The sequence below is a fragment of the Enterococcus sp. DIV1375a genome (assembly GCF_051712205.1).
Classification (GTDB): domain Bacteria; phylum Bacillota; class Bacilli; order Lactobacillales; family Enterococcaceae; genus Enterococcus; species Enterococcus faecalis.
This window is the reverse complement of sequence record NZ_JBIOOM010000001.1, coordinates 702,381-728,648: the sequence shown is the minus strand read 5'-3', so window position 1 is coordinate 728,648 and position 26,268 is coordinate 702,381. Positions and strand designations below refer to the sequence as shown.

The window sequence follows — 26,268 nt, the reverse complement described above, 5'->3', positions numbered from 1 at the left end:
TGGGGGTTTTAGAAAGCAGATTATACGAATTTGTTCGTTAATTTTTGAAACATTTTTGTAAAAAACTTATTCTGCTTGTTGCACTTCTTGATTTTCTCCATTTGTCGGCGTACCGTTATTCGCTTCATCCGTTGCTGCGCCTGCATTTGGGTCCACAACTTCTTGATTTTCAACCGCTGAATCTTCGGAAACTTCACTGCCCGTTTCTTCACTTTCTTTTTCATACGGATAAGAAAAAATGCCGACTTCCATATCAACGATTCCAGGTTTGTCCATTTGCTCGGCTACTTGTGAATAATAAGCCATTTTTTCACTTAAATCAGAAATATTAACAATCACTCGATTTCCATCATTCATATAGACATTAATCAAGTCTTTATTGGTTTTTGATGGTGCATATTTAATTTCTGAAATTCCTTGTTTAATTTCTTGAGGTAATTTGTTGTAAGAGGCCATTAATTCAGGGATTAATTTATCCTCTTTGAAATTCTCAAAAATTGGTTTGCCACTTTCAGCAGCCTTGGTGGTTTCCGCCAAAGTTTTACCATTCTCTAAAATCGGATGATAGCCGCCTTTAGTCGCAGCAAGAGCGACAATTTGATACTCTTGAATATCAATTTTAAATGAATTAATACCATTTAACTTAATGTTCGCCTTTTTTATAATTGGAAACTTTTTCTGAATATTTGCAGAAAAATAATTTCTATTTGAATACTGCTCCCATAAGCCACTACCCGTTTCAAGTTTTGACTGCTGAATAATCGCTTGGCTCTCCACACTTTTGTTACCTGAAACTGTTACTTCACTCAATCGACTAAGAGGCGAAACAAAATACAATGCCACTAAAATGGCTGTCCCTAAACAAGTTAAAATAAAGGCTAAACGCCTGTATAAGCGCTTGTTCCGTGTTTTCTTAACGTTCGGTAAACGATCTGCAAAATGCTCCTCTTCTTCCACTGTTTCTTGTGGAAGATGTTGTTGAGGCTCTTCTTGACTTTGTTCTTGTAAAGTGATGGTGACTTCTGCTTGTTCGTTTTCACCTTTTGAAGCAGCTTCTTCCGCTTGCTTCTTCAAATATTCTTGGTTTTGTTTTTGCCAAGGTGTCAGTTCAGGTTGAGACTCTTCCGATTTTTTTGGAGGTAATGGTTTTCTTTTTTTGAATATATCGTTCTCGTTACTAATCTTCCACACCTCCTATCTCAGACTAATGTTTTCACAACTTGATACAAACGATCACTTGCATCTGGGATGCCTTCCCCTTTGGACGCCGTTGCCATCTGTTGTCTTTTTTCATTGTTTAATAAAATATCATCAATTGCCGCAACTAAACGAGCGCCGGTCAATTCTGCATCTGGAATCATTTCAACAGCACCAACTTTTACTAAGCTTTGCGCGTTTTTCGTTTGATGATCATTCGTGACGTAAGGACTCGGAATTAAAATTGCTGGTAATCCTAATGCGGTGAACTCCGCAATTGAGGTTGCTCCTGCACGTCCCACCATTAAATCGGTATTAGCCATCACTTCAACCATTTTATCAATATACGGTTGCACACTTATGTTTGTCAATTTCTTTTCAGAAAGCTTTAGACTTTCTTGAAGTTCCTGATAATATCTTTCTCCTGAAGCGTATAAAACTTGATACTCTCTCTCTTCAAACAAAGGAAAGGCCTGTTCAAACGCTTGATTGATTTTCAAGGCGCCACGACTTCCGCCAAATAAAACCACCGTTTTCTTTGCTGGATCCAAGCCAAACTCTGATAAAATAGCTGACTTTTTCACCGTTACGACTTCTTGTCCCCGCGGGTTCCCTGTTAAAATTGTTTTTTCTTTCGGGAAAAAACTAGCGACATCTGGAAAACAAATCGCAATTTTATCCACATAACGACTTAAAAATTTATTTGTCATTCCGGGGATACTATTTTGTTCATGAATAATTGTCGGTATTTTCAATTGGTGGGCCGCATAAACTACTGCACCAGAAACATAACCACCTGTACCAATGACCACATCTGGTTGAAATTCACGAATAATTTTTTTTGCTTTATTAATGCTTGTTAAAAATAAATAAATTGTTTTAAAATTTTGAGGACTCAGCGAACGCTTGAATCCTTGAATTTTAATCGTTTTAAATGGAATTTTCGCCTTTGGCACAATTTGACTTTCTAAACCATTTTCTGTTCCCACATACAAGAATTCTGTTGCAGGTGCTTCTTTTTTGACGTGTTCGACGAAGGATAACGCAGGATAGATATGCCCACCTGTGCCACCACCAGTTACTAGTATCTTCATTTTCTCACATTTCACTTTCTTTTAATTGTTGAACAGCTTGCATAAAGGCTTCCCCGCGTACTTCAAAATTCGGGTATTGATCCCAACTTGCGCAAGCAGGTGATAGTAAAATAGTATCATCTTTTTCCGAATAATCAAAGGCAATGGTAACCGCCGTTTGAACATTTTCAGCAAATAAAATTGTTTCAATGTTCGCTTTTTTAGCAGCTTCCGCCAATTTTTCTTTAGTTTCTCCAAACAAAACAATTGCTTTGAGTCCCAACAGGGCAGGAACCAATTCATCAAATGAGTTACCGCGATCCAAGCCACCCGCAAGTAAAAGTAGCTTTTGGTTGTCAAACCCACTTAACGCCATCTCTGTAGCTAAAATATTGGTTGCTTTTGAATCGTTATAAAAACGTCTTTGCTGAACTTCGCCAACAAATTGCGTTCGATGGGGAACGCCTGAAAAGTTTGTCAAAGTTTGTCTAATCTGAGCATTCGATACATTTTTTAATTTAGCTACACAAATCGCTGCGAGTGCATTTTCAATATTGTGACTGCCAGGAATACCTAACTCATCGGCGGGCATAATATATTCTTCATTAAAATATAATTTCCCATCTAAAAGATAAGCCCCTTCTACTGCTTCTTTCGTTGAAAAAGGCAATACGTTGGCAGCTGTGGTTTTGGCTAACGTTTGAAGCTCTACTTGATTCCAATTTAAAATCAAGGTGTCATCTGCGGTCATGTTTTTTTGAATAGCCCATTTTGCAGCAACATATTCTTTCCGCGAACCATGATAATCCAAGTGTGCCTCAAAAATATTTGTAATTACTGCAATTTGTGGGTGAAACGTCTCAATTCCCATTAACTGAAAACTAGAAAGTTCCATCACAAGATCATCCTTGGCTGTTGCTTCTTGAGCCACCGTACTCGCTGGAAAACCAATATTTCCCGCCAAACGTGCCTCACCAGCCGTTCTGTCAGCGTTTAGCAATAAACCAATCATCGTGGTCGTGGTTGTTTTGCCATTGGTGCCCGTAATGCCGACAATTGGACATTCGGCAATTTGACCTGCTAATTCCACCTCAGTTATGATAGGAATTTTCCGAGTTAGTGCTTCTGCCACAAGTGGATTTGTATAAGGAATACCAGGATTTTTAACGATTAGTTCAAATTCTTCATCCAACAATTCAATTGGATGCCCCCCTGTAACAACACGAATACCCAAGGTTAATAAATCTTGGGCGTCAGGGTTTTGATCAAATTGTTTTGCGTCATTAACGGTAACGAGCGCACCTAACTCATGTAAGAGTTTCGCTGCGCTGACACCACTTTTAGCTAGTCCTAAAACCAACACTTTTTTGTTTTGATAGGTTGTTATTTTTTTCATTGTCAATTTCCCCTTTGATAGATTAGAAAAGAATCCATAATGTGATTCCTGAACAGATTAAACCGACAGACCAAAAGACAAAATCAATTTTCCATTCAGACCAACCACACATTTCAAAATGGTGATGAATTGGTGACATTTTAAAAATCCGTCGACCAAATAATTTAAATGAAGCAACTTGTAAAATAACACTTGCTGTTTCACAAACGTAGACAAGTCCAATTAAAAGTAGCGTCCATTCTTGATGCAAAATAATTGAAATTGCTGCTAACAATCCACCTAATGCTAATGAACCAACATCACCCATGAAGATTTTTGCTGGTTTTCTATTATAAGGGAAAAAGCCAATCAGCCCACCAATTACACTTAGGCAGATAATCACAACATCAAATTGTTGTTGTTTCCAGGCAATAATTGCATAAGTACCAAATGAAATTGTTCCTAAACCAGCAACTAAGCCATCAATCCCATCTGTCAAATTCACGGCATTAGAAAAACCGACTAACCAAAAAATAATAAACACACCATAAAAAATACCTAACGGAACTTCTGCTACTCCAAACAAATCTAAGGTGTCTGAAAAGCCTTCACTTCGATAAACAAAGTAGAAAACCAACCCACCAAAAATTTGACCAATTAATTTTTGACGAGAATTCAAGCCCATGTTCCGTTTTTTAAAGACTTTAATGAAATCATCTAAATAACCTAGCAAACCGTATAATACTAAAATAAATAGAATAATTAGTAGAGACGGCGTAAATTGGTGGAAAAACAACCCCATTGCTAATGAAGTAATCAAGCTGGCTACAAGGAAAACGACTCCCCCCATTGTAGGGGTACCTGTTTTCACGCTATGCCAAGTTGGGCCATCTTCACGAGTAACCTGCCCTTGTTTTTTCATTTGAAAATAGCCAATGAATAGTGGCATTACGCTCACTGTAATGGCAAAACTCACCACTATGGGAATAAAAATCTGTGTCCACTCCATGTTATCTCTCCTAATTATTCTACGTTATTATTCTGTGCCTTCTAAAGTCACGGTTAATTTTTTCTCCGTAATTTCAGTTTCAGCAGCGATACTTTGTTTCGTCACATAGCCTTCACCTTTAAACTCGACAGTCAAACCTAATAGATCACCAAACTTGGTAACATCGCTCTTCGACCAGCCGGTTAAATCAGGCATATAGTTCGTTCCATTTGTAATCAAAATCAATTTCTGATTAGGCATTAATGTTTGACCAGACGGTGTTGATTGTTTCTTGATTTTTTCACCATCACCGATAATCACAGGATCCACCCCGTTCACTTTGGCATTGGCCAACGCTTCCGCTGGTGTCATGTTTTTATAATCAGCAACTGTGACTTTATCAGAAGCTACTTTCGTTGTTTCCGGATCTGTCTCTTTAATGTCTAACGCTAATTTCATTAATGGGTTTGCAATTGCCGCCATTGCTTCTGAAGGCGAACCTGATTTTGCTTGTCTCAGTGTAATATACAAAACATATTCAGGATTATCCGCTGGGACCATTTCCACTACAGAAGACAAGACTTGACTTGCTCCATCAACGTACCCTTTACCATCTGAAATCTGGGCAGTTCCTGTTTTGGCAGCAACATGATAGCCTGGCACTTTATAAATATCATACGCAATCCCGTAAGTCGGGTCTTCAACAGTATCAATCATGTACGTACGAATCTGTTGAGCTGTTTGCGCTTTGATTGGGGTTCCTACGATTTGTGGTTCCGTAATCGTTTCTTTTCCTGTATTTTTGTCAACAATTTTGCTGATGTAATGAGGTTGCAACATTGAACCGTCATTTGCAATAGCTGAGAAACCTTTCATCATTTGGAAATTAGTAACCGTAATTGCTTGACCAAATGCCGACATTGCTCTATCTACAAAGTTTGTTCCTGGCAATTTACCAGCAGATTCACCACTTAAACCTGAATGCGTGCTCGTACCAAAACCAAATTTTTTCAAATACTCCATCCATTTTTCATCACCCATTTTTTGTTCTAGTTTTACCATACCAATATTACTAGACCAAGAAATGGCTTGACGATAATTCAAATATTCTTTGCCGTTCAACCGAGTGTAGTCATGGTCATTCACAGTTACATCCCCAACCTGAATTCCACCAACACGATTGAATAATTCATTAGGATTAAACTGTCCTTGTTCCATAGAAGCAGCTGTTGTAAATAATTTGATTGTTGAGCCTGGTTCATAAGGACTTTCAACTAATAGGTTCTGCCACGTGCCATTATCGTCTAACCCTTGTTTCGTTTCAGGATTAAATGTTGGCCGTTGAGACATGGCAACAATTTCGCCTGTTTTTGCTTCCATTAACATGGCAGTCATAGAAACTGGTTCATATTTTTCATTAACTTGCGTCATTAAATCTTCTAAGGTATTTTGCAAGCGACTATCTAGCGTCGTGTAAATATCTTGACCATCCACTGCTTTTTTCTCTTCCGCCACAGTTCCTGGTAAGGCATTGCCATAAATATCTTTTTCAAAATACACACGGCCATCGGTTCCACTTAAAATATCATTATAGGTCTGTTCTAGTCCCATTGCGCCTACTAAGCCTTCTTTATCATCATCTGGATTGGCTGCTTTTGTATAGCCAATAAAGTGAGAAGCAAACTGACCATTGGGATATAATCTGGCTGGATGTTCATTGAAATAAACACCTGAAATTTTTTTCTTTTTCAAATCTGCTTCAATTTTTTGGCGTGTTTCCAAGGTGATGTTTTGACCACCCGTACCAAATTCCACTTGATATTGTGTTGACCCATCTTCATGGATCCCATTATTCAAGTATTTCAATGCTGTTTTTTTGTCTAGTTTGGTATATTTCGCTAAAATTTCAGCAATATCATCGAAGTCTTTTTTCTCCGCATATAGCTTTTCATTATTTTGTCCCGTATATTTTTTTGATAATACGACATATAACGAATAGGAAGTAGCATCTTCTGCAATTGGATTACCATATCGATCTAAAATTGATCCTCGCTTAGCTTTTACCACTTGGCTTCCTTCATATAGAGAAGCTGTTTTTTCCTTTAGTGATACACCGGCTACTTTGCCTGTTGCCACAATGTATGTCGTTCTAAAGGCAAATAAAAAGAACAATCCAATACTCGTAGCGAATAAAATGATGCCTACTTTTTTACGATTGTTCATCGGATTTAAGTTTTTCTTTTTCATGAATTGTTTAAATTTATGTCTTTTACTCATTATTTAACAGTCCTAACATTGTCGCCGTTATTTTCTAGTCCTTGTTTTTTAGCGACATCTTTGATTCGATCTGATTTAGAAAGTTCGCTTCTTTCTTGTTCCAATTTCAAAGCGTTATCTTCCTTTTCTTTAATGACTGCTTGTGTTTCTGTAATATCGTTCATGGTTTGGACAATTGTCGTTCTTACTTGAATTGTCGCAATTGCAATACCAATCGTTGCACAAACTAATACAACACCGATTAATTTTTCTAGTAAAGAGACATTTTTTAGTTTCTTTTTGGGTAATAGAGTGGGGACAGGTAGTGTTTCCTCTTGCATTTTTCTGTCTTGCTCTGTTGCCACAATTGGCTGATCCATTTCTGGTGCTTCATAATGGAAATCATTTACTTTCTTCAATTCAGCCATGTGTCTACCCCTCTCTCTATCTAGATTTTATTTTTTCGGCAATGCGTAACTTCGCACTTCGTGAACGATTATTCTCAGATAACTCACTGTCACTTGGTAAAATTGGTTTTCTGGTAATTACTTTTAATTCTGGTTGAAATTCTTCTGGTACCACTGGAATGCCTGGTGGCAAATCTTGTACCGTACTGTATTCTTTAAACATTGTTTTAACAATACGATCTTCTAACGAATGGAACGTAATCACACTGATTCTGCCATTTTTCGCTAGCAAATCAATTGCTTGTTCTAGCGACTCTTCAACTGCCCCTAATTCATCATTAACGGCAATGCGAATTGCTTGGAAAATTCGTTTTGCAGGATGTCCACCTTTGCGTCTTGCTGGAGCTGGAATCGCCGTCTTAATAATCTCAACGAGTTCACCTGTTGTTTCAATTGGTTGCTTTTCACGAACACGTTCAATTTCTCGAGCAATCTGTTTCGAAAATTTCTCTTCCCCATAACGAAAGAAAATTTTTACTAACTCACTATAGCTATACGTATTCACCACTTCGCGAGCCGTCAAGGGTGCGTCTTGATCCATGCGCATATCTAAGGGCGCGTCTTGATGATAGCTAAAACCACGTTCTGCTTCATCTAATTGTGGTGAAGAAACACCTAAATCGTATAGAATCCCATCAACATGGAACACCCCGTGTTCTGCCAATTCTTCTTTAATATTTCTAAAATTTGATTTGATGAAGGTCACTTGACCTTTGTCTACATATTTCTGCAAACGAGTCTTAGCATGTGCCAACGCTTTTTGGTCTTGATCAAAGGCATATAAATGACCGTGCTCATTCAATTGTGTCAGTAAGTATTCACTATGTCCGGCACCACCGAGTGTGCAATCTACGTATACGCCATCCGGCTTCACTTGTAATCCATCCACTGTTTCTTTTAAAAGAACGGTGTAATGGCGAAATTCTTCAGTCATCATTTGCCTCATTCCTAAAATCCAAAATCAATCATTGTTTCTGCTAATTCATCAAAGTTTTCTTCAGCTTCATCAGAGAATGCATGCCAACGTTCGTCACTCCAAATTTCAATTCGGTTAGAGACGCCAATAACAACACAGCCTTTTTCTAAACTGGCATGTGTTCGTAAATTCGCCGGAATATTGATACGACCTTGCTTATCAATCTCACATTCTGTTGCAGCGGAATAAAAGAATCGTACAAAGGTACGTGCATCTTTCTTAGCTAAGGGCATTTCTTGAAGTTTTGCTTCAAGTTGTGACCATTCATTTAAAGGATAACCAAATAAACAGCCATCCATCCCTCTCGTTACCACAAATTTTTCACCAAGTTCCTCACGAAACTTTGATGGAACGATTAGGCGGCCTTTGGCATCGATATTATGTTGGTATTCACCCATAAGCATAGCCAATACACCCGCTTTTCCACTTGATAGAACAAGTCTACCACATCCCACCACTTTCTACCACTATAAATCTAAAAACTTCTATTTTTTAACTGTTATTTAAAATTTCTGTAATATTTACAGGGTTTTATGTAACAAGCATCACCCAACAAAAAATGTTATTATAACAAGGTTTTTACTATGTTTTTTATCAAATAACCCCCAAAATAACAAAAAAACCCCACGGAGTGGGGAGTTGTGGGGGACATTTTCCCACAGCGTATTTCCCCTATTGTCTCCACGCTTTATTACAGTAGATAATGACTGATATTTAGCAAGATAAGCAACACATACAACACAAACGTTAGTAAAAACGTCAACCGCCAAAACATCTTGAAATATCGTCTATATAAAATCTCTCCATAATAATAAGCTTGAAACAGGGCAACAGCGACTCCTAATAACAAAATAGAAATCACAAAATACGGCATAATCGATTCATCATAACTATCTTTGGATAACTCATGGATCCCTATGAATAAAAACGGAATGGCCAAATCCGGTGCTTTTATTTTCCAACGTTCCGTTAGGGAAAAAGTGGACACGAGAAAATTGCACGCAAAGAGCACAATTACCGGAAAAATATACCAAAATAACATTATTGCCGAAAACGACACCATTCTCTCAACAAATCCTTTCATTCCACCTGCTATAACTATACTTCATCAACGTTACACAGATGTTTCATTTCGTTTAAATATATGTGCTAAAAGCCCTTTTTGCTTGCTTTTTCATATAAAAAACGGATTACTTATCAAACCATTTTCAAAACGAGGCCTCACCTATCGCGGCCACTTATTTTTGAATGTTTTTTATAAGCTTTTCTTCTCGTATTGTGTCATACTTCTATTATAATGGATTTAGAACAAAAAATGTTGATTCGGGGTGAATCTTTTGATTAATTATTTATTATTGAAAAATGACTATTTTGAACCTTGTTCACCAGACGATGAAGCCCTAAGTTGGATTTCGGTAGAATCTCCTACAGAAGAAGAAATCGAGCGTCTCGTCAATCAATACCACTTACCAACAGATTATCTTACCGGCGTTTTAGATGATGAAGAAAATGCTCGAGTGGAAGGCTTCCGCCACGAAAAATTACAAACGCCTACGTTACTTTTATTTCGTTATCCCAAAGCTAGTATCAGTCCTAGTGGCTATCTGCAAGTAGAAACGGTGCCGATTGCTTTAATCGCAACCATCGATAACAAACTAATTACTGTTAGCAACGGGCCTAACGACATCGTTCATGGGATTCAAAAAGAGGCGTTCACCCATCAAGATCTTTCTATTGAGAAGGCCTTAATTTTAGCCCTTTCATGGAAGATGGCCCTTTCCTTCAATAAAAACTTACAAGCACTTATCCAACAAACCAACAAACTTGAAGGAGAGCTCCAAGTAGCCACAGAAAATAGTCAATTGTATCAGATTATGGACATTCAAAAAAGTCTAGTTTATTTCGAAGCAGCTTTAACGGATAATTTAAAAGTATTAAAACGTTTATATAGCGCTGAAATTTTTAATCATCCAGAAAAACATTTGCCATTTTTAAGGGATATTCTGATTGAACTAGAACAAGGACTGAATACGACTAAAATACAACTAAAATTAGTTGATAACATTAGTAATACTTTTTCAGCAATCGTTTCAAATAACTTAAATAATGTCATGAAAATTTTAACATCCTTAACAATTGTCCTGACCATTCCGACCATCATCGGAGGAATTTACGGCATGAATGTGAAACTCCCTTTTGCAGAGCATGAATATTCTTTTTGGATTATTTTTGCCATCACTACCTTAATCTGCGTAATTAGTATTCGAATTTTAAAGAAAAAGAATCTCTTATAACTTTAGGTTGCTGTTTTCAGGAAAAGGTTGTACACTATTAGCAGAAATTAAAAAGGACGTGTCATTTATGAACGACAAAGAACAAAGTCGCTTTTCAAAAATCACGAAAGTCGTGGTTTGGCTAATGCTGATCGCAATTGTAGGTTCAACTGTTTTAACAGCAATTCTTAGTCTTTAAACTGGAGAACTTTTTCACACATTAAAAGTAAAAAAACAGTCCCTTCTATCAATTGAAGGGGCTGTTTTTTTACTTGCTCAAATAGAGCGGCTATTTTTTCGCCATCGCCAACAGCTCTTGTGCATGTTCAATGGTTAATTTCGTAATTTCACTTCCTGCGAGCATACGCGCAATTTCGTTTACTCGCTCTTTTTCAGATAAAATTCGGACGCTTGTTTCTGTCCGACCCGCCACGATTTCTTTTTCAATAAAATAATGTTCATCGGCAACGGCCGCCACTTGTGGCAAGTGCGTGATACACAACACCTGCGAATTTTCTGAAATTTGATAAATTTTATCGGCAATCGCCTGTGCTACTCGACCACTGACTCCTGTGTCCACTTCATCAAAAACAATACTAGTAATCCCTTGCGTTTGAGAAAAGATTGTTTTCATAGCCAGCATCACTCGCGAAAGTTCTCCGCCAGAAGCCACCCGAACTAACGGTTTTAATGGTTCCCCTGGGTTAGTAGTAATATAAAATTCTACTCCGTCTAAGCCATTTTCTTGTAAATGCTCAAGTTCTGTAAAGCGGACTTCAAATTCCGTTCGCTCCAAATATAGTTCTTTTAATTCGGTTAAAATTTGTTGTTCAAGCTCTTTGGCTAGGCGCTTTCGTTCTTTTCGTAAAGCTAACGCTTGTTGATGAGCCGCTTGTTGTTTCTCTGCAAGCAACGCTTCTAAGTCACCTGTACCACCTTCCAAAAAATCAGCCTCTGCTAACTCTTTGGTGATTTCTTCATAGTAAGATAAAATCGTTTCGATCGAATCACCATATTTACGTTTCATTTGACGGATTAATTCCAAACGATTTTCTACTTCATTCAAGCGGCCTTCATCTAGTTCTAAGCCATCAATCAACCTAGAAAGATCTCCACTAGCTTCTTGTAGTAAGTAGTAAGCATTTTGAACAGTATCTGACAATGATTTATATTCTGGATCAAGGGATTCAATCGAAGCGAGTTCATTCATACTTGTTCCAATTTTATCCAAACTACTATCGTCTTCACCATTTAGTGCGGCATAACTAATCGTCAGTGCATCAGCAATCTTTTGAAAATTGTTCAGTTTATTGCGTTCTTCTAGCAATTGTTCTTCTTCGCCAGCGACTAACTGTGCACTAGCAATTTCATCACTTTGAAAATGAAGCATGTCCATTCTTTGGGCAAATTCTTTTTCATTTTTTTGTCGCTTTCTGACTTTGGCTTCGAGTGCGCGATACTCTTGATATGCCCGTGTATATTTTTCTTTGACTGCTAAAAGTTTTTTCCCACCAAATTCATCTAACATATCAATATGGCGTTCACTTTGCATCAATTCTTGATGTTCGTTTTGGCCATGAATATCTACTAAATATTCCCCAATTCTTTTTAAATTAGTAATGTTGACAATCCGTCCGTTGACACGGCAAACATTTTTACCAGAAGCGGAAATATCTCGTTGAATCACTAAAGAATCTTCTTCTGTTTCAATACCTAATTCTTCTAATAATTTCTTTAATTCTTGACTTTTCGGCATTGAAAAAAGTCCTTCTAAGGTGCATTTATTTGCTCCTTGACGAATATAGTCACTGGAGCCGCGTCCGCCTGTGAGTAATCCCATTGCATCAATAATGATGGATTTCCCCGCACCCGTTTCTCCCGTTAAAACGGTCATACCCATTTGAAACTCTAATTGTAACGAAGAGATAATCGCAAAATTTTTCACGGAAAGTTCTTGTAACATCTTGTTCACCTCATTCTTTATAGATAGCTTAACAGCTCTTTATGAAGTTTTTCTGCTGCTTCCTCAGTTCGTGCAATCATGAGGACACTATCATCATCGTTGATGACGGCAAAAAGTTTCTCTTGGTAATTCTTTTCGATTAAACTACCACACGCCGCCGCATTGCCAGGAATGGTTCGTAATACGACATATTTTTCCATTTGTTCTGCAGCTACAAAGGCATCTTTTAAAAGCTTTGCAAGTTTAGCACTCGTATTAGCTTGTGTTTCTAATGGAAGGCTATATCGATAACCCCCTTCTGCAGATGGAACTTTGATCAGTTTCATATCTTTAATGTCGCGAGAAATTGTTGCTTGTGTTACAGCTACGCCCTTTTCTTGTAAGTAGTTGACAAAATCTTCTTGCTTTTGAATATTTTTTTCAGTCAATAAACGTGTAATTAAACGGTGTCTATCTTGCTTTCTCATGGCGCCGCTCTCCTTTTCAGTTTACTCTTGCTCATCATAGCTTATTTTTATGCATTTTAAAAGATGAATTACTAGATTTATACAAAAAAGAAGCTTTCACCTATAGGCGTCCACTTCTTTCTTCTAACTTTTCTCATCATTCCGCTAATTTTTGATGCGCATGCGCGACAACTTCTTCAATGGATTCTGGCGCTTGATAGGATCCTTCCCCTTCAACAGAAACTAAATGTGCCAAAAATTCAATGTTTCCTTCGCCACCAGTGATTGGTGAAAAATCTAAGTTTTTCACATCATAACCGTTATTCATGGCAAAGCGTGTAATTTCCTCCACAACCATTTGATGGGTTTCTGGATCACGCACGATTCCTTTTTTCCCAACAAACTCTTTGCCAGCTTCGAATTGTGGCTTAATTAACGCCACCACACTACCGCCTTTTTTCAAAATATCATGAAGAGGTGGCAAAATTAAGCGTAATGAAATAAAGGAAACATCAATCGTTGCAATATCCGGCACCCCTTCAGTGAAATCTTCAGGTTTACTATAGCGAAAATTGGTACGTTCCATTACCACCACGCGTTCATCTTGCCGAATTTTCCATGCTAGTTGGTTATAGCCAACATCTAAAGCGTAACTCAAACGAGCCCCATTTTGTAAAGCAACATCGGTAAAACCACCTGTGGAGGAACCAATATCTAACATTGTTTTGCCTTGAACGTTGATTGCAAAAACATTTAGTGCCTTCTCTAGTTTTAAGCCCCCACGAGAAACATAAGGCATTACTTGGCCCTTAGTATGTAAGGGTGTCTCCACAGAAATTTTTTCCCCTGGTTTATCTAAACGTTCATTTTTATCATTGTAAACCAAACCAGCCATCACACTACGTTTGGCTTTTTCTCGTGTTTCAAATAGTCCTTGATTAAACGCCAAGACATCGACGCGTTCTTTTTTCATAAGTGCCTTCTTTCTATCTCAATTGTAACTGAGTTAACAAGTTTGCTAAATGTTCTTCTGAAAAGTTGGGAACATTTGCTTTGATTTTTTCTAAAACAGCGCTACCTTCTGCTAATTGATGTGTTAGCGCATCTTTCGCGCCAGCAATCCCTAGAAGAGCTGGATACGTACTTTTATTCAACGCTTCATCTCGGCCTACTTTTTTACCTAAATCTGCTTCTGTACTTGTGGCATCTAATAAGTCATCACGAATTTGAAAAGCCAAGCCATAGTGATGCGCAAACTGTGTCAGTAAACCAATGACTTCTTCTGTTTGATTGGCTAATACGCCCCCAGCAATTAAGGCGAATTCAATTAGCGCTCCGGTTTTCTTTTCATGAACAGCCGCTAACTCTTCTAAAGTCAAGCTGACTTTTTCTCCTTCAATATCACCCATTTGGCCGGCAACCATGCCTTGATTCCCCGCTGCCTTTGCCAGTTGTTGCATCAGTAAAACTTTTTCACTTAAGCCTAATTGGCTCAAAGAAAGTAACTGAAACGCGCCTGTTAATAAGCCGTCCCCTGCTAAAATGGCAGTCGCTTCACCAAACACTTTATGATTGGTTGGTTTGCCACGACGTAAATCATCATCGTCCATTGCTGGTAAATCATCATGAATTAATGAATACGTATGAATCATCTCTAAAGAGGCAGCCACTTGATAGTCTTGTGTTTCCATCTCTTTTTGAAAAGCGGCCACTGTTGTTAACACTAATAGCGGGCGTAATCGTTTGCCACCTGCGTGTATTGAGTAGAGCATCGCTTCTTTCAAACGCTCATTTTCAGTATATTCTGCGATAAAATCGACCATGACTTTTTCAACCAACGGTAAATGCTGTTGACTAAAATTCGTCATTACACTTCCTCGCTCTCTTCAAAAACAATTTCTTCATTGTTTTCTGTCATCATTTTCGTTAAAGTTTTTTCCGCTTTTTCCAATGTATCTTGACATTGTTTACTTAATGCCATGCCCTCTTGAAAGGCAGCTAAGGCTTCTTCCAAAGGAACATCTCCTCGTTCTAAGCGCTGAACGATTTCTTCTAAGGCATTTAATGATTCTTCAAACGTTTTTTCTTTTGCTGGCATGTTAAAACTCCTCTTTTTTCGCTGTTATTGTTTCGACGTTTGCTTGAACTGTACCGTCAGCATAATGAATCGTTAATTGATCTGCTGGCTGTAACTCGGTAACAGTTTTAACGACACGGTCCTCTTTTGTAGTATAACTATATCCTCGACCCATAATTTTGAGTGGGCTGAGTAAGTCTAATTGTTGAACAGCAGACGTGAATTGCTTTTGTTTGTTTAGGAACAATTGTGTCATTTGTGTTTGCAAGTTTCGTTGTAAAAATGCCAATTGTTGCTGACTTTCTCTTAATTGTCCCTTTGGTGTCTGTTGTTGCAATTGAGCGATAATTCCTTGGGCTTGACGTTGTTTTTGGTGATGAATTGTTGTCATTGCTTGGAAAAGACGTTGCGTCATTCGATCTAATTTAATCGTTTGACCTTCATAAAGCCGCTCAGGTTGCTTAAACACATAAGAGTTTTGTAGTCGTTGGAAACGTTCTGTTCGTTGTTGCAAGAGATATAAAAAGCTTTGTTCTAAACGACTACGCCGTTCACTAATTCTTAATAGTTCTTCATTTAAAACTGGTACCGCTAGTTCCGCTGCTGCCGTTGGCGTTGCTGCACGAACATCTGCTACCATATCGGCAATTGTCACATCTGTTTCGTGACCAACCGATGAAATAATCGGTGTGGTGGCAGCATGAATGGCTCGAGCCACTTTTTCTTCATTAAATGGCCATAAATCCTCGATTGAACCACCGCCACGGCCGATGATCATCGTATCAAAATCGCCTTGCGCATCGGCTCGCTGAATGTTCCGCACAATGTCATCCGCCGCCTGCTCGCCTTGGACCAAGGTTGGAAAAAGGACCAGTTGTGCAATCGGATACCGTCTTTTAACTGTCGTAATGATATCCCGAATAACAGCACCACTAGGACTTGTAACCACAGCGATTCGTTTGGGATAACGAGGCAACTGTTGTTTAGGCCCTTCAAAAAGTCCTTCTTTTCCTAGTTTTTCTCTTAATTCTGCCAATGCTTGATAAAGTGCACCTACACCATCTGGTTCCATATGTTCAATATAAATTTGATAGGAGCCGCTGTTTTCATAAAGCGAAATCCGCCCCACCACCATGACTTTCATGCCTTCTTTTGGTTGAAACTTCAATTTTTGAAAGGCTGATTTAAACATAATTGCAGAAATCTTCGCATGATCATCTTTTAAACTGAAGTACTGATGCGCGTTCGCTCGGAAGCGAAAGTTCGAAATTTCACCTGTTAAATAGACACGTCCTAAGTAAGGGTCTGCATCAAATTTACGTTTTAAATACTTCGTTAAGGCTGTTACTGTTAAATACTGTTGCGTCATTTTTTCACCTTACTTTTGTTTTTTTGCTGCCTCGACTGTTTGATACATTAACATGGTAATCGTCATTGGGCCAACACCTTTGGGAACCGGCGTGATATAGCTTGCAATTTCAGAAACTTCATCGAATGCTACATCACCAATCAGTTTTCCTTCTTGATTGCGATTCATACCCACATCAATCACTACCGCACCTGGTTTCACGAACTCTTTGGTGACAAAATGCCCGCGTCCAATTGCTACAACTAAAATATCCGCTTCTTTTGCAACTTCTGCTAAATGTTCAGTTTTAGAATGGGCAATCGTCACGGTCGCATTTTTCATTAACAATAATTGTGCCATTGGCTTGCCAACAATATTACTTCGACCAATAACCACCGTACGTTTACCTGTTAAATCAATATCATAAGCTTCAAACATCTTCATAATTCCATACGGCGTGCAAGGAATCATTTCAGGTTTGCCTACAAACAAACGGCCTAAATTCATTGGATGGAACCCATCTACATCTTTTTTGGGATCAATCGCTAATAAAATCTTTTCTTCATCAATATGTTTTGGCAAAGGTAGTTGTACAAGAATGCCATGAAAGCGTGAATCTTGATTATATTTGTCAATCTCAGCCAATAATTCTTCTTCTGAAATAGTTTCTGGCAGTTTTTCGACCTTTGACAGAATGCCAATTTTGGCTGCTGCACGTTCTTTATTTCTCACATACGTTTGGCTGGCAGGATTTTCCCCAACTAATAAAACAACTAATCCTGGTTGGATGCCTTGTTGTGTCATCTTTTCTACATCTTTTTGAATCTCTGCTTGCATTTGATCTGCTAATTCACGACCGTTAATTACTGTACTCATTCCTTCGCTCCCTCTATTGTTTCTTTACTTCTTTAATAGTATTTATTTTAGCATATAACCCAGTATCTTAACACCAGTTAGATAGTAAAAAAAGATTCAGAGCTTACGCCTCTGAATCAATTTCTTTCATTACATTTGATAACACACCATTAACAAATTTACGTGAACGATCGTCGCTGTATTTTTTACTTAACTCAACGGCTTCATTTAATGCCACAATGTTTGGCACATCTGAAACGTATAGCATTTCAAAAATAGCTAAGCGTAAAATAACAATATCTATTTTTGCTAAGCGTTGCATAGACCAGTTATTACCTAAATGGTTCGTAATCACTTCGTCTAGTTCTGCTTTGCGGCTACACACACCGCCGACAAGTAAATCTAAATACGTAGGGACTAGGTCTTCGCCATCTTCACTGACGATTTCCCGATTATCATAAGCCAATGCATAATCAATGGCATCTTGTTTGGTTAAATCAGCATTAAAATCTAAAGGAAAAAGGGCTTGGAGCGCTTTTTCACGAATCTCGTGACGGGTTAATTCTGTTTTACTCATTCTCTTCTCCATCTTCATCTTCTGGGAATAATTCATTTAAGTCTGGTTGAGGGATTTTTTCAGGTACTACCGCTACAACATGAATATTCACTTCAACTAAATCAATATCTGTCATAAATAAGACTTGTTGTTTCACACGGTCTTGCATTTCTAATGCAACTTTTGGCACAGAAACACCGTAGTTCAAGTAACAATAGATATCGACTTTTAAGCCTTCTTCTTCTGTTCGTAAATATACACCTTTGCCGTGTGCTGCACGGCCTAATAATTCATTCACATTATTGGCGAACGTGCCACGCATCCCATAAACGCCCTCTACTTTTGAAGCAGCGATTCCGATAATTACTTCAATGACTTCAGGAGCGATCACGATTTCTCCTAAAGAATCGTTTGCATTGATTACAAGATTTTTTTCTTCTGACATTTGGTTGTCCTCCTTATCTATTACGCACAAAATCGTTAAATAAACGATTTATTTGATGAATCACTAAGTCTCTTAAGGATTCTCTTTTAAGCAACGGATGATTCTTAAAAATTAAAACAACACTGGTTTCTTCAGTTAGTTGTGAAAGAACGTCCAAATTTTGCTTATCAATACTCGTTCTTAGTTTATCATTAATTAGCCTATTTCGCTACCAGAAAAGCTAAGTTCTGACTAAAAGAACAGATAATTTCTTGTCATAAATTTCTAATTCAAGCCTTTAGACGTAAAAATAAGAAAGACCAAGTAATTTTGGCTTTCTTATTTTTACGTCTTTATTCTTCAGGATAACGTTCCATTAGTTTCGTCCGATGCTTTTGCATAATCATTTCTAAAGAGATGTCATATTTATCCGCTAAAATAAATAAATTATCCAACACATCGCCTAACTCTTCCGTTAAGTTTTCCAGATTCTCTTCATCCGCCAAAACTGTTTCATCCGGTCGATCACGGCCAATTTCAATTGTCCGAATGGCTCGACACACTTCGCCGACTTCTTCTGTTAAAAAGTTGGAACGAATAAACGGATCATATTGATACCAGTTACGTTTTTTATAAAACGCGCTAATAAACCGCTGATACTCTTGGATATCCATGTTCTCCCAACCTTTATAAAATGATTAATTCTTTTGGCGCATGTGTTAATACACGATTACCTTCAGCAGTAATTAATAAATCGTCCTCAATACGCACGCCACCAATTCCTGGCAAATAAATTCCAGGTTCGTCCGTAATCACATTCCCTGGTACAAACTGTTTATCTGCTCGGAATGAAACATTTGGTCCTTCATGAATTTCTAACCCAATGCCATGACCAGTGCTGTGACCAAACGCATCGCCATAGCCATAGGAAGCAATATGATCCCGTGCAATCGCATCTAATTGAATGCCCGTCAACCCAGGTTTAGCTTCTGCTAACACTTTTAATTGTGCTTCTAAAACAATATCATAAATTTCTTTTAGTTTTGGCTGAATACTACCAATAGCGAATGTCCGTGTCATATCAGAAACATAGCCTTCATAATAACAACCGAAATCCAAAGTGATTAACTCACCTTTTTCGATGACTTTATGGCTAGCAACGCCATGTGGCATCGCTGAACGTAGACCGCTGGCCACAATTGTCTCAAAAGAAACACCACTGGCTCCTTTTGACCGCATGAAGAAATCTAATTGATTAGCCACTTCAATCTCTGTCATTCCAGGTTTAATCATCTCTAAGACAAAGGCAAATCCTTGATCCGCGATGGCACACGCTTTTTCAATAATCGCTACTTCTTCTTCATCTTTCACTTCTCTTAATTCTTCAATCAAACCCATTACAGGAACTAATTCACATGGTAAAATTTCTTCCAATAAGCTATAATCAGCGAAACTAACTTGCGTTTCTTCAAAAGCTAAATTATCTAATTGCAAACGTTCAGCTAAATCTGCTACTTCGTCAAAAATATGTCCTGTGTTTTTAACGATAGTAAAACCAGTTGCTTGTTCCGCAGCTTGTTCCGTATAACGAAAATCCGTTACAAAAAAAGCTTTATCTAATGTAATCATTGCCAAGCCTGTTGTCCCAGTAAAATTGGTTAAATAACGTAAATTATACGGACTTGTCACTAAAAATCCTTGTAAATTATTTTCTTTCATTAACTCCCGTAGCTTTTCGACTCTTGCCATCATTGGTTCGACCTTCTTTCTTTTTTCTCATTTTTCATTATAGCAAATTTACTTCAGAAAAGCATGAATCACCAAAAAACTTCATCGAGAAAGTTTACTGAAAATTTTACCTTTCCTTATTTTTTGCTTAACACTTTTGTAGTAAACTAATTTAGCGATTTCAAGGAGGAAATTATGAACGTTTATTTATTTCTGGCACTATTTTTCATTATTATCGGCATTTTAAGCTATAGTTTTTTTATTGAACCTAAATGCTTAGTCATACACAAAAATCAAATTAAAGTAACAGAATCAGGGAAAACCTTACGGATTGTTCAACTCTCTGATATTCATTTAAAAAAGAATTATTCTGTGAAGGCCTTAAAACAGATTGTTGAAAAAACAAATACATTACAACCAGACATAGTCGTTTTTACAGGAGACTTATTTGATGATTATGCCCGTTTCGGTATCGAAATTCAGGATGAAGTGAGTCAACTTTTCCGTAAAATTAACGCCCCATATGGCAAATTCGCTATTTATGGCAACCACGAGTATAGCGGGTTAGATACCAATTTTTACGAAACAATCTTAGAAGCTGCCGACTTTACCGTACTAAAAAACACGGGCAAATTACTGCCTGTCTCACACCGCATCTCCTTGTACGTCGCTGGTTTAGAAGATTCGTTATATGGACAAACCGACTTAGCTGCAGCTTTAGTCAACCGCCCTACTGGAACGCCCACTCTGCTACTAACCCATGAGCCAGATGTCGCAGACTCAGCAGTCAACAAAAACATTGACCTCATTTTAGCAGGACATAGTCACGGCGGACAGATTCGCTTGCCTTTTTTCACTTACAAAAATCAGCTTGCTAAAAAATATACACATGGGCTTTATCATTTAGAAGATGAAACGCCGCTAATTGTTCACCCAGGAATCGGAACCACTAAAATCAGCGCACGCTTTGGTGTCTTACCAACAATTGAACTGATTGAGTTAACTATTTAACTATGCATTAAAAAGACCGCCCCACGTTAGAGAAAAATTCTCACGTTGGACGGTCTTTGATTATGTTCGATTAATGATGAAAATCTTGCTCGTGATCTTCTTCTACTTTCGCTTTTCCTAGCGTATAAAATTTGCTGCCATTTAACCCGAGAATAAATAGCACAACCACTAGTAAAAGAATTGATAAAGATAACAATAAAGTCTGCAAGCCATCGCCATGTGCAACCATTAATTGACGTAAAATTGCGGTTAAACAAATTAAAATCAAATAACGAATCGGAATATGGTGTCCTTCTTGAATATAGCGAAGAATCATCATAATAAACTCAAATAACATAAAGAATGAAATAATTTCTTGCATGATAACTGAAAAATTATCCGGCGTCATTGGCTTCATGAGATATGTAGCGAGGTCAACTAAATAACTAGCCATAAATACTAATAAGAAAACTCCTAAAATCCCTAACACAATATCCAAAATCAAATTCACGTACTTCTTTACTACACTAAAATTCTTCTGCATAATACCCTTCTTTCTTTTGACTCAATTATTTTATAACATGCTTGTTATTACATTAAATATATCATCAATTAACCTTGTCAGACAAGCAGTTAAACCCAATGTGAGATTTTTTTTATTTTGAGATGTTTCTTTATTTTCCGGCTAACCCTTTATGCAAGACAAAAAAAGCTGAATCCGCAGATTCAGCTTTTTAATCGTATTAGTTAGCTACTGGATAAACTGATACTTGTTTTTTGTCGCGGCCTTTACGTTCGAAACGTACCACACCGTCAACTTTTGCAAATAACGTATCGTCGCCACCGATTCCAACGTTCACACCTGGATAAATTTTAGTTCCGCGTTGACGGTATAAAATTGAACCACCTGTAACTGTTTGGCCATCAGCACTTTTAGCGCCTAATCGTTTAGATTCAGAGTCACGGCCGTTTGATGTAGAACCGCCACCTTTTTTATGGGCAAATAATTGTAAATTCATAGTCAATAACATAGTCTGCACCTCCTATTTCTCAGTGATTGTTTTTATTTGAATAAATTCAGTATTTTCGTTCTCTATTGATTGTAAACCTAATAAAAGATTTTCTAATAGAATTTGGGCAATATTTTTTTGTTCCTGATTGACAGTTGTTAACATCTCGACATAAAGGTAGCCACCTTCTACATCGTCAACTTCCACAATCGGTTCAAAACCTGCTAAGGCATCAATCCCATTGACTGTGCTAATTGCTAAGGCAGAAACTGCCGCGCAAACCACATCGCTGCCATAAGGACCTGCTTCAGCATGCCCGGTTAATTCGAATGAAACGATTCGGCCGGAGCCTGTTCGTTTAAAAGAACCTTTAATCATTGATAGGCCTTCTTTCCTGTCAACAAGAGAGATTAAGCGTTGATTGCTTCGATCATAACTTTTGTATACGGTTGACGGTGACCTTGTTTACGGTGAGAGTGTTTTTTAGGTTTGTATTGGAAAGTCACGACTTTCTTTTGTTTGCCGTGTTTTTCAACAGTTCCTTCAACAGTTGCGCCTGCAACAGTTGGCGCACCAACTTTTGTAGATTCGCCACCTACTAAGATAACTTCGTCAAAAACAACTTTCTCGCCAGCCTCAACGTTTAATTTTTCAACGTAGATTGCTTGACCTACTTCAACTTTCACTTGTTTACCACCAGTTTTGATAATTGCGTACATGCTATACAGCACCTCCTTCTTCTAGACTTAGACTCGCCATCCCAAGTGATGATTACTCATGCTTAAAAACTTGTTCTGTGCGGTTGTAGCTGTGGAGACCACAATTACAACACTAACTATAATAACAGAACCAGAAAACCTCGTCAATATAAACTCTCTATTTTCTTCACTTTCTCTCTCCAAAAAAACTTCTTCTGTTATTTAAATTTCCGATTGACTTTCTAACACTACTTCCATTATAATTAGCTTTGTTGTATTACAACTATTGTCATAGTAGCTCAGCAGGATAGAGCATCCGCCTTCTAAGCGGACGGTCGGGGGTTCGAATCCCTCCTGTGACGTAAAGATAACAAAAGCGCCTCTTAGAAACCAGGGTTTCTAAGAGGCGCTTTTGTTATCCCAAGTTCATCCTAACCTAGTTTAACTTTCTACCAACTTGAAGTACCTCCGAAACCGTCACCGGAGCCATCATCAGAAGAACCCTCGTTGCTTGTAACCCACCAATCATGACGATTCGCATACATACTGGTCTTTTTTAGTTGCCTGTCAGAACGTGAACTTGCTAGAAATTTAGCAATAGACACATTTCCATAAGCAAAACGCATATCATAGTATTCAGGATACGTAGTCTTAATAAATCTTATCGGATAGAAGGATTTTGAAGCTTTTTTGTTGGTAATCTTTTTTTCTCTAATTTTTTTCCGCAATAATTTTTTTTCAATTTTATATTGCTGGTTGTCTAAATCGTTTGCTAATTGTTTTAATGATTTTGATTTTTCTGAACTTACTTGCTGGATATCTTTTAAAAACCTACGGATCATAGAATCCAGGTGCAATCTATTTTGTAAGCCAACACCTATTGATTTTATATAACCAAGTAAGAAAAAGACCGGAATCAAAAAATAGACCAGACTAACCATGGGTACTAAAGAGTCTTCGTCTTCTAAAAATGTCAGAATCTCTGTGATTAGTGTGAAAACTGTCGAAGGAAACGACTGCTCTGATAAACTAACTTGAACATAAATAATCAGAGTCACGGATACCAAAAAAGGATGTTTTAATAAAATCGAAAGAGGAAACAAAATAATTTTTAGGTAAGCAGGTATTAAGTTATCATTAATTCCACTAATCCGACACGCAGGCAGTTTCGTTTCTGGAACTTTTTCCCAATATACTTCACCTATCCAAAAACGCGGTAAGTAGATCCATGGTTGATTCACCTTCCAAAAACAAGCACACATAGAAGAGCTTCTTAAATCTTTCCACTGTGCAACATAATTATAAATAAATTTCTTTGGTGTCACCTCGCCAAAGGCAAAATCCATATCATAGTATGCGGGAATTATTATCTCTTTTTTCGAATTTTCAGGATATAAAATATTTTTCTCCAAACGCGCCTTGGCAGCTTTAAATTCAACTGATTGTTCTCCTAAAACAATTGCCTTAGAGGAAATACCGCCATTATAAAACATAGCTACATCTTCCTTGTAGCGATTTGCCATGTCAACTAGAGCCAACCGGGCACTAAGTTCTTTTCCCGCATTACGTAATTCCCATAAAAAATACAACATAACAATAATAAAAACTATAATTAGCCAGGGCTTTAACGACCTTCCTATTCCTAATAAATATAACCAAATTTTCTGCAAAAAACTAATCTTAGGTAGCGAGGTCGTTTTAGACATAGTATCAGTAGTAAGTAGTTCATTAATTCGAGTGGTGACAATATGTATTCCTGCATTAAAATCCTTTAATTTATAAAAATCTTTCACGGTACTATCTGTTATTTCATCGGTTAAACTATCTGGGATTATCTCTTCAAGCCCATAGCCTACTTCAAGTCTTGCTTGCCTGTCTTTGACAGATACTAAGTAAATCACTCCATTATTATAAAGTTTATTTCCGATACCTAATTTATTACCTATTTGATTAGTAAAACTTTCAATCGTTTCATTTTCAGGAACTTGCTCAACTGTGATAACCATTAGTTGTGGTTTCGTTTCCGTCTTACTAAGTTCTTGATTAATTTTTTGTACATTATTAATGACTTCTTCGTTCAAAATTTGTGCATTATCTGAAACAAAAAGATGATTTTGATTAATTTTTACTACGACATCGTCTGTTGGAGCTGAATAAGTCCTTTCAAATCGTTTTAAGAAACTCATTCCCAAATAGATCCCTATTAAAAGAACAGCTAGATAAACTAAATTCTTCATTATAATACTTTTTACTTTTGTTTTTCGATACTCCCCCACGCTCATTTGTAATTTTATCCCTACTTTATTTTTCCCATACACTGATTTTTTCTCCCTTCCACTCCTACCGAATATTCTAGCTCTGATTTTCCACAGAGCTAAATAAATTTTTTTGTATTAAAAATTTATTTTCTTAATAGTTAGTATACCGAATATAGACGTTCAAATCTTTATCTTTTTAACTAAACTTCTGTTAACACGCAAAAAAAAGAACGTAACGCTTAGTTGATAAGCGTTACGTTCTTTTCAGATAACTAGTTAAACAAACACAAGAATAGTGATTTTTACAGCTCGTTTTCCAAAATCTCAATCCGCTCATCAAAACTCAACTCTTGATAAATTTGGTGGAGCATCCACATGTACCCATACGGATCAACAAACAATGAATTTTTGAGCGCTCCTTCCATCATTTCAGTAATAGGCTGTACTTCTTGACAACCGTTTTCCATTGCCAGTTGATGTGTCTCTTCAATATTTTCTACTGTTATATTAAACCAGATAGTATTGGGATGTTCTTGGGTTGGTGATTTTAAACCATATTCTTCATTGGCATCTAACATGTGAAACCTCGTGCCATAAAGTTGAAAAACCGCTTCATTCATTCCGACAGGGTACTCAGTTGCTTCTACTACCTCTATTTCAAACACCTTTTTATATAAGGCAAGCGCCTTAAGGCTATCACTAACAATAAAATCGATTTCTGTCCCTTTAATCATTTGTTTTTCCTCCTTCAAAGCTACTAACTGTTGATTAATTTTTTTAATCTTTTGCTCCTCCATTTGAATTAAATGTCGCGATTGATCTCGTTTTCTTAACAAAATAGTTTCCAAAAAAGAAGCATCCTTAAGTTTTCTCAAAGTTTCCGCCATCTCTTCAACTTTAAACCCTGAATCTCTTAACAGTAAAATTTGTTTCAATAAAGGAATTTGATGTGCGCTATAATAGCGATATCCTGTTTTTTTATCAATTTCATTTGGAACAAAAATTCCTGCTTTTTCATAATGACGCAGCATCCGTGGGGAAATATCCATTAACTTGGCAAATTGCCCAATTTGATACATAGAGTCTCCTTTTCATTCAATTGATATTCTTATCATAAACCTTGACACCATGTGAAAGTCAATGAAAAAGTTTCTATTCATACATTTCTATTTTATTTGAATATTCCCGTGATCTTTCTCTTGTTATTTTCTAAAAATCTCCTTTACATTTACCAAAACAGTTGATACGATTAGTATACCTTCTTAAAATTAGAATTTTATAATCTTTAATTTACTAAAAGGCAACCAAAA

General features: G+C 37.3%; 29 protein-coding genes, 1 tRNA gene, 1 pseudogene and 1 other annotated feature. Of the genes and pseudogenes, 4 read left to right on the top strand and 27 right to left on the bottom strand.

Features of this window, described 5'->3' with window-relative positions:
* Nucleotides 1–66: 66 nt before the first annotated feature.
* From IGJ63_RS03570 to IGJ63_RS03530, 9 genes are all read right to left on the bottom strand, one after another.
* Nucleotides 67–1,191, bottom strand: coding sequence for a cell division protein FtsQ/DivIB (locus IGJ63_RS03570; protein ID WP_002355897.1), 1,125 nt, complete (start codon nt 1,189–1,191; stop codon nt 67–69).
* 8 nt (nt 1,192–1,199) lie between these two features.
* A complete protein-coding gene (gene murG / locus IGJ63_RS03565; RefSeq protein WP_002378131.1) occupies nt 1,200–2,291 on the bottom strand; it encodes an undecaprenyldiphospho-muramoylpentapeptide beta-N-acetylglucosaminyltransferase in 1,092 nt (363 codons plus the stop codon).
* Between the two features lie 4 nt (nt 2,292–2,295).
* Nucleotides 2,296–3,666, bottom strand: coding sequence for a UDP-N-acetylmuramoyl-L-alanine--D-glutamate ligase (gene murD / locus IGJ63_RS03560; RefSeq protein WP_002373622.1), 1,371 nt, complete (start codon nt 3,664–3,666; stop codon nt 2,296–2,298).
* Between the two features lie 22 nt (nt 3,667–3,688).
* A complete protein-coding gene (gene mraY / locus IGJ63_RS03555) occupies nt 3,689–4,654 on the bottom strand; it encodes a phospho-N-acetylmuramoyl-pentapeptide-transferase (protein WP_002355894.1) in 966 nt (321 codons plus the stop codon).
* Between the two features lie 27 nt (nt 4,655–4,681).
* Nucleotides 4,682–6,910 carry a penicillin-binding protein gene (locus tag IGJ63_RS03550; protein ID WP_002381310.1) on the bottom strand — a complete coding sequence of 743 codons (2,229 nt, stop codon included), beginning with the start codon at nt 6,908–6,910 and terminating at the stop codon, nt 4,682–4,684.
* The gene (gene ftsL, locus IGJ63_RS03545; RefSeq protein ID WP_002355892.1) at nt 6,910–7,317 is read right to left on the bottom strand and encodes a cell division protein FtsL; all 408 of its coding nucleotides are present in this window, start codon (nt 7,315–7,317) and stop codon (nt 6,910–6,912) included. The genes IGJ63_RS03550 and ftsL overlap by 1 nt, the downstream gene beginning before the upstream one ends.
* Before the next feature lie 16 nt (nt 7,318–7,333).
* On the bottom strand, nt 7,334–8,290 hold the full coding sequence (rsmH, locus tag IGJ63_RS03540) for a 16S rRNA (cytosine(1402)-N(4))-methyltransferase RsmH (RefSeq protein ID WP_002355891.1): 957 nt from the start codon (nt 8,288–8,290) through the stop codon (nt 7,334–7,336).
* 14 nt (nt 8,291–8,304) lie between these two features.
* Nucleotides 8,305–8,790 (bottom strand): division/cell wall cluster transcriptional repressor MraZ, encoded by a 486-nt coding sequence (gene mraZ, locus IGJ63_RS03535; RefSeq protein WP_002383402.1) that lies wholly within the window; start codon nt 8,788–8,790, stop codon nt 8,305–8,307.
* A gap of 233 nt (nt 8,791–9,023) precedes the next feature.
* On the bottom strand, nt 9,024–9,416 hold the full coding sequence (locus tag IGJ63_RS03530; protein ID WP_002383401.1) for a DUF3397 domain-containing protein: 393 nt from the start codon (nt 9,414–9,416) through the stop codon (nt 9,024–9,026).
* Between the two features lie 244 nt (nt 9,417–9,660).
* On the opposite strand from IGJ63_RS03530, the gene IGJ63_RS03525 reads away from it, so the two are divergent.
* On the top strand, nt 9,661–10,626 hold the full coding sequence (locus IGJ63_RS03525) for a magnesium transporter CorA family protein (protein WP_002387038.1): 966 nt from the start codon (nt 9,661–9,663) through the stop codon (nt 10,624–10,626).
* 67 nt (nt 10,627–10,693) lie between these two features.
* The gene (locus IGJ63_RS03520; protein WP_002383399.1) at nt 10,694–10,804 is read left to right on the top strand and encodes a DUF4044 domain-containing protein; all 111 of its coding nucleotides are present in this window, start codon (nt 10,694–10,696) and stop codon (nt 10,802–10,804) included.
* Nucleotides 10,805–10,894: 90 nt separating this feature from the next.
* On the opposite strand, the gene recN is transcribed toward IGJ63_RS03520, so the two are convergent.
* The 11 genes from recN to IGJ63_RS03465 form a co-directional block, all read right to left on the bottom strand.
* Complete coding sequence (recN, locus tag IGJ63_RS03515) at nt 10,895–12,568, bottom strand: DNA repair protein RecN (protein ID WP_194178160.1); 1,674 nt, start codon at nt 12,566–12,568, stop codon at nt 10,895–10,897.
* 17 nt (nt 12,569–12,585) lie between these two features.
* The gene (locus IGJ63_RS03510; protein WP_002358881.1) at nt 12,586–13,035 is read right to left on the bottom strand and encodes an arginine repressor; all 450 of its coding nucleotides are present in this window, start codon (nt 13,033–13,035) and stop codon (nt 12,586–12,588) included.
* 136 nt (nt 13,036–13,171) lie between these two features.
* Nucleotides 13,172–13,987 carry a TlyA family rRNA (cytidine-2'-O)-methyltransferase gene (locus IGJ63_RS03505; RefSeq protein WP_002364633.1) on the bottom strand — a complete coding sequence of 272 codons (816 nt, stop codon included), beginning with the start codon at nt 13,985–13,987 and terminating at the stop codon, nt 13,172–13,174.
* A 13-nt stretch (nt 13,988–14,000) separates the two neighbouring features.
* Nucleotides 14,001–14,882, bottom strand: coding sequence for a polyprenyl synthetase family protein (locus IGJ63_RS03500; RefSeq protein WP_002355879.1), 882 nt, complete (start codon nt 14,880–14,882; stop codon nt 14,001–14,003).
* Nucleotides 14,882–15,112, bottom strand: a complete 231-nt coding sequence (locus IGJ63_RS03495) for an exodeoxyribonuclease VII small subunit (protein WP_002395761.1) — start codon at nt 15,110–15,112, stop codon at nt 14,882–14,884. The genes IGJ63_RS03500 and IGJ63_RS03495 overlap by 1 nt, the downstream gene beginning before the upstream one ends.
* A 1-nt stretch (nt 15,113) precedes the next feature.
* The gene (xseA, locus tag IGJ63_RS03490) at nt 15,114–16,460 is read right to left on the bottom strand and encodes an exodeoxyribonuclease VII large subunit (protein ID WP_002355877.1); all 1,347 of its coding nucleotides are present in this window, start codon (nt 16,458–16,460) and stop codon (nt 15,114–15,116) included.
* A gap of 9 nt (nt 16,461–16,469) precedes the next feature.
* Complete coding sequence (locus IGJ63_RS03485; RefSeq protein WP_438745940.1) at nt 16,470–17,315, bottom strand: bifunctional methylenetetrahydrofolate dehydrogenase/methenyltetrahydrofolate cyclohydrolase; 846 nt, start codon at nt 17,313–17,315, stop codon at nt 16,470–16,472.
* Nucleotides 17,316–17,418: 103 nt separating this feature from the next.
* Nucleotides 17,419–17,871, bottom strand: coding sequence for a transcription antitermination factor NusB (nusB, locus tag IGJ63_RS03480; protein ID WP_002355875.1), 453 nt, complete (start codon nt 17,869–17,871; stop codon nt 17,419–17,421).
* The gene (locus IGJ63_RS03475; protein ID WP_002355874.1) at nt 17,864–18,295 is read right to left on the bottom strand and encodes an Asp23/Gls24 family envelope stress response protein; all 432 of its coding nucleotides are present in this window, start codon (nt 18,293–18,295) and stop codon (nt 17,864–17,866) included. The genes nusB and IGJ63_RS03475 overlap by 8 nt, the downstream gene beginning before the upstream one ends.
* Nucleotides 18,296–18,627: 332 nt before the next feature.
* Nucleotides 18,628–18,948 carry a MazG nucleotide pyrophosphohydrolase domain-containing protein gene (locus IGJ63_RS03470; RefSeq protein ID WP_002355872.1) on the bottom strand — a complete coding sequence of 107 codons (321 nt, stop codon included), beginning with the start codon at nt 18,946–18,948 and terminating at the stop codon, nt 18,628–18,630.
* A gap of 13 nt (nt 18,949–18,961) precedes the next feature.
* Nucleotides 18,962–20,026, bottom strand: coding sequence for a M24 family metallopeptidase (locus IGJ63_RS03465; RefSeq protein WP_002391500.1), 1,065 nt, complete (start codon nt 20,024–20,026; stop codon nt 18,962–18,964).
* Between the two features lie 171 nt (nt 20,027–20,197).
* On the opposite strand from IGJ63_RS03465, the gene IGJ63_RS03460 reads away from it, so the two are divergent.
* Nucleotides 20,198–21,013, top strand: a complete 816-nt coding sequence (locus tag IGJ63_RS03460; protein WP_002363393.1) for a metallophosphoesterase — start codon at nt 20,198–20,200, stop codon at nt 21,011–21,013.
* Between the two features lie 70 nt (nt 21,014–21,083).
* On the opposite strand, the gene psiE is transcribed toward IGJ63_RS03460, so the two are convergent.
* The 4 genes from psiE to rplU all read right to left on the bottom strand — a co-directional run bounded on the left by psiE (nt 21,084) and on the right by rplU (nt 22,721).
* On the bottom strand, nt 21,084–21,536 hold the full coding sequence (gene psiE, locus IGJ63_RS03455; RefSeq protein WP_002355869.1) for a phosphate-starvation-inducible protein PsiE: 453 nt from the start codon (nt 21,534–21,536) through the stop codon (nt 21,084–21,086).
* A 199-nt stretch (nt 21,537–21,735) separates the two neighbouring features.
* On the bottom strand, nt 21,736–22,023 hold the full coding sequence (gene rpmA, locus IGJ63_RS03450; RefSeq protein WP_002355868.1) for a 50S ribosomal protein L27: 288 nt from the start codon (nt 22,021–22,023) through the stop codon (nt 21,736–21,738).
* A 12-nt stretch (nt 22,024–22,035) separates the two neighbouring features.
* Nucleotides 22,036–22,380 carry a ribosomal-processing cysteine protease Prp gene (locus IGJ63_RS03445; protein WP_002355867.1) on the bottom strand — a complete coding sequence of 115 codons (345 nt, stop codon included), beginning with the start codon at nt 22,378–22,380 and terminating at the stop codon, nt 22,036–22,038.
* Between the two features lie 32 nt (nt 22,381–22,412).
* The gene (gene rplU, locus IGJ63_RS03440) at nt 22,413–22,721 is read right to left on the bottom strand and encodes a 50S ribosomal protein L21 (protein WP_002355866.1); all 309 of its coding nucleotides are present in this window, start codon (nt 22,719–22,721) and stop codon (nt 22,413–22,415) included.
* A 19-nt stretch (nt 22,722–22,740) separates the two neighbouring features.
* Nucleotides 22,741–22,816: a sequence feature (ribosomal protein L21 leader region), on the bottom strand.
* A gap of 172 nt (nt 22,817–22,988) precedes the next feature.
* Here rplU and IGJ63_RS03435 point away from each other — a divergent pair.
* Nucleotides 22,989–23,062: transfer RNA gene (locus IGJ63_RS03435), tRNA-Arg, on the top strand.
* An 87-nt stretch (nt 23,063–23,149) separates the two neighbouring features.
* Here the strand turns inward: IGJ63_RS03435 and IGJ63_RS03430 are convergent.
* The 3 genes and pseudogenes from IGJ63_RS03430 to IGJ63_RS03420 form a co-directional block, all read right to left on the bottom strand.
* On the bottom strand, nt 23,150–25,018 hold the full coding sequence (locus IGJ63_RS03430) for a TPM domain-containing protein (protein WP_438745939.1): 1,869 nt from the start codon (nt 25,016–25,018) through the stop codon (nt 23,150–23,152).
* 242 nt (nt 25,019–25,260) lie between these two features.
* Nucleotides 25,261–25,692, bottom strand: a complete 432-nt coding sequence (locus IGJ63_RS03425; protein ID WP_023895395.1) for a VOC family protein — start codon at nt 25,690–25,692, stop codon at nt 25,261–25,263.
* Between the two features lie 144 nt (nt 25,693–25,836).
* Nucleotides 25,837–26,037, bottom strand: a pseudogene (locus tag IGJ63_RS03420) (MerR family transcriptional regulator); the annotation flags it as partial.
* Nucleotides 26,038–26,268: the final 231 nt, after the last annotated feature.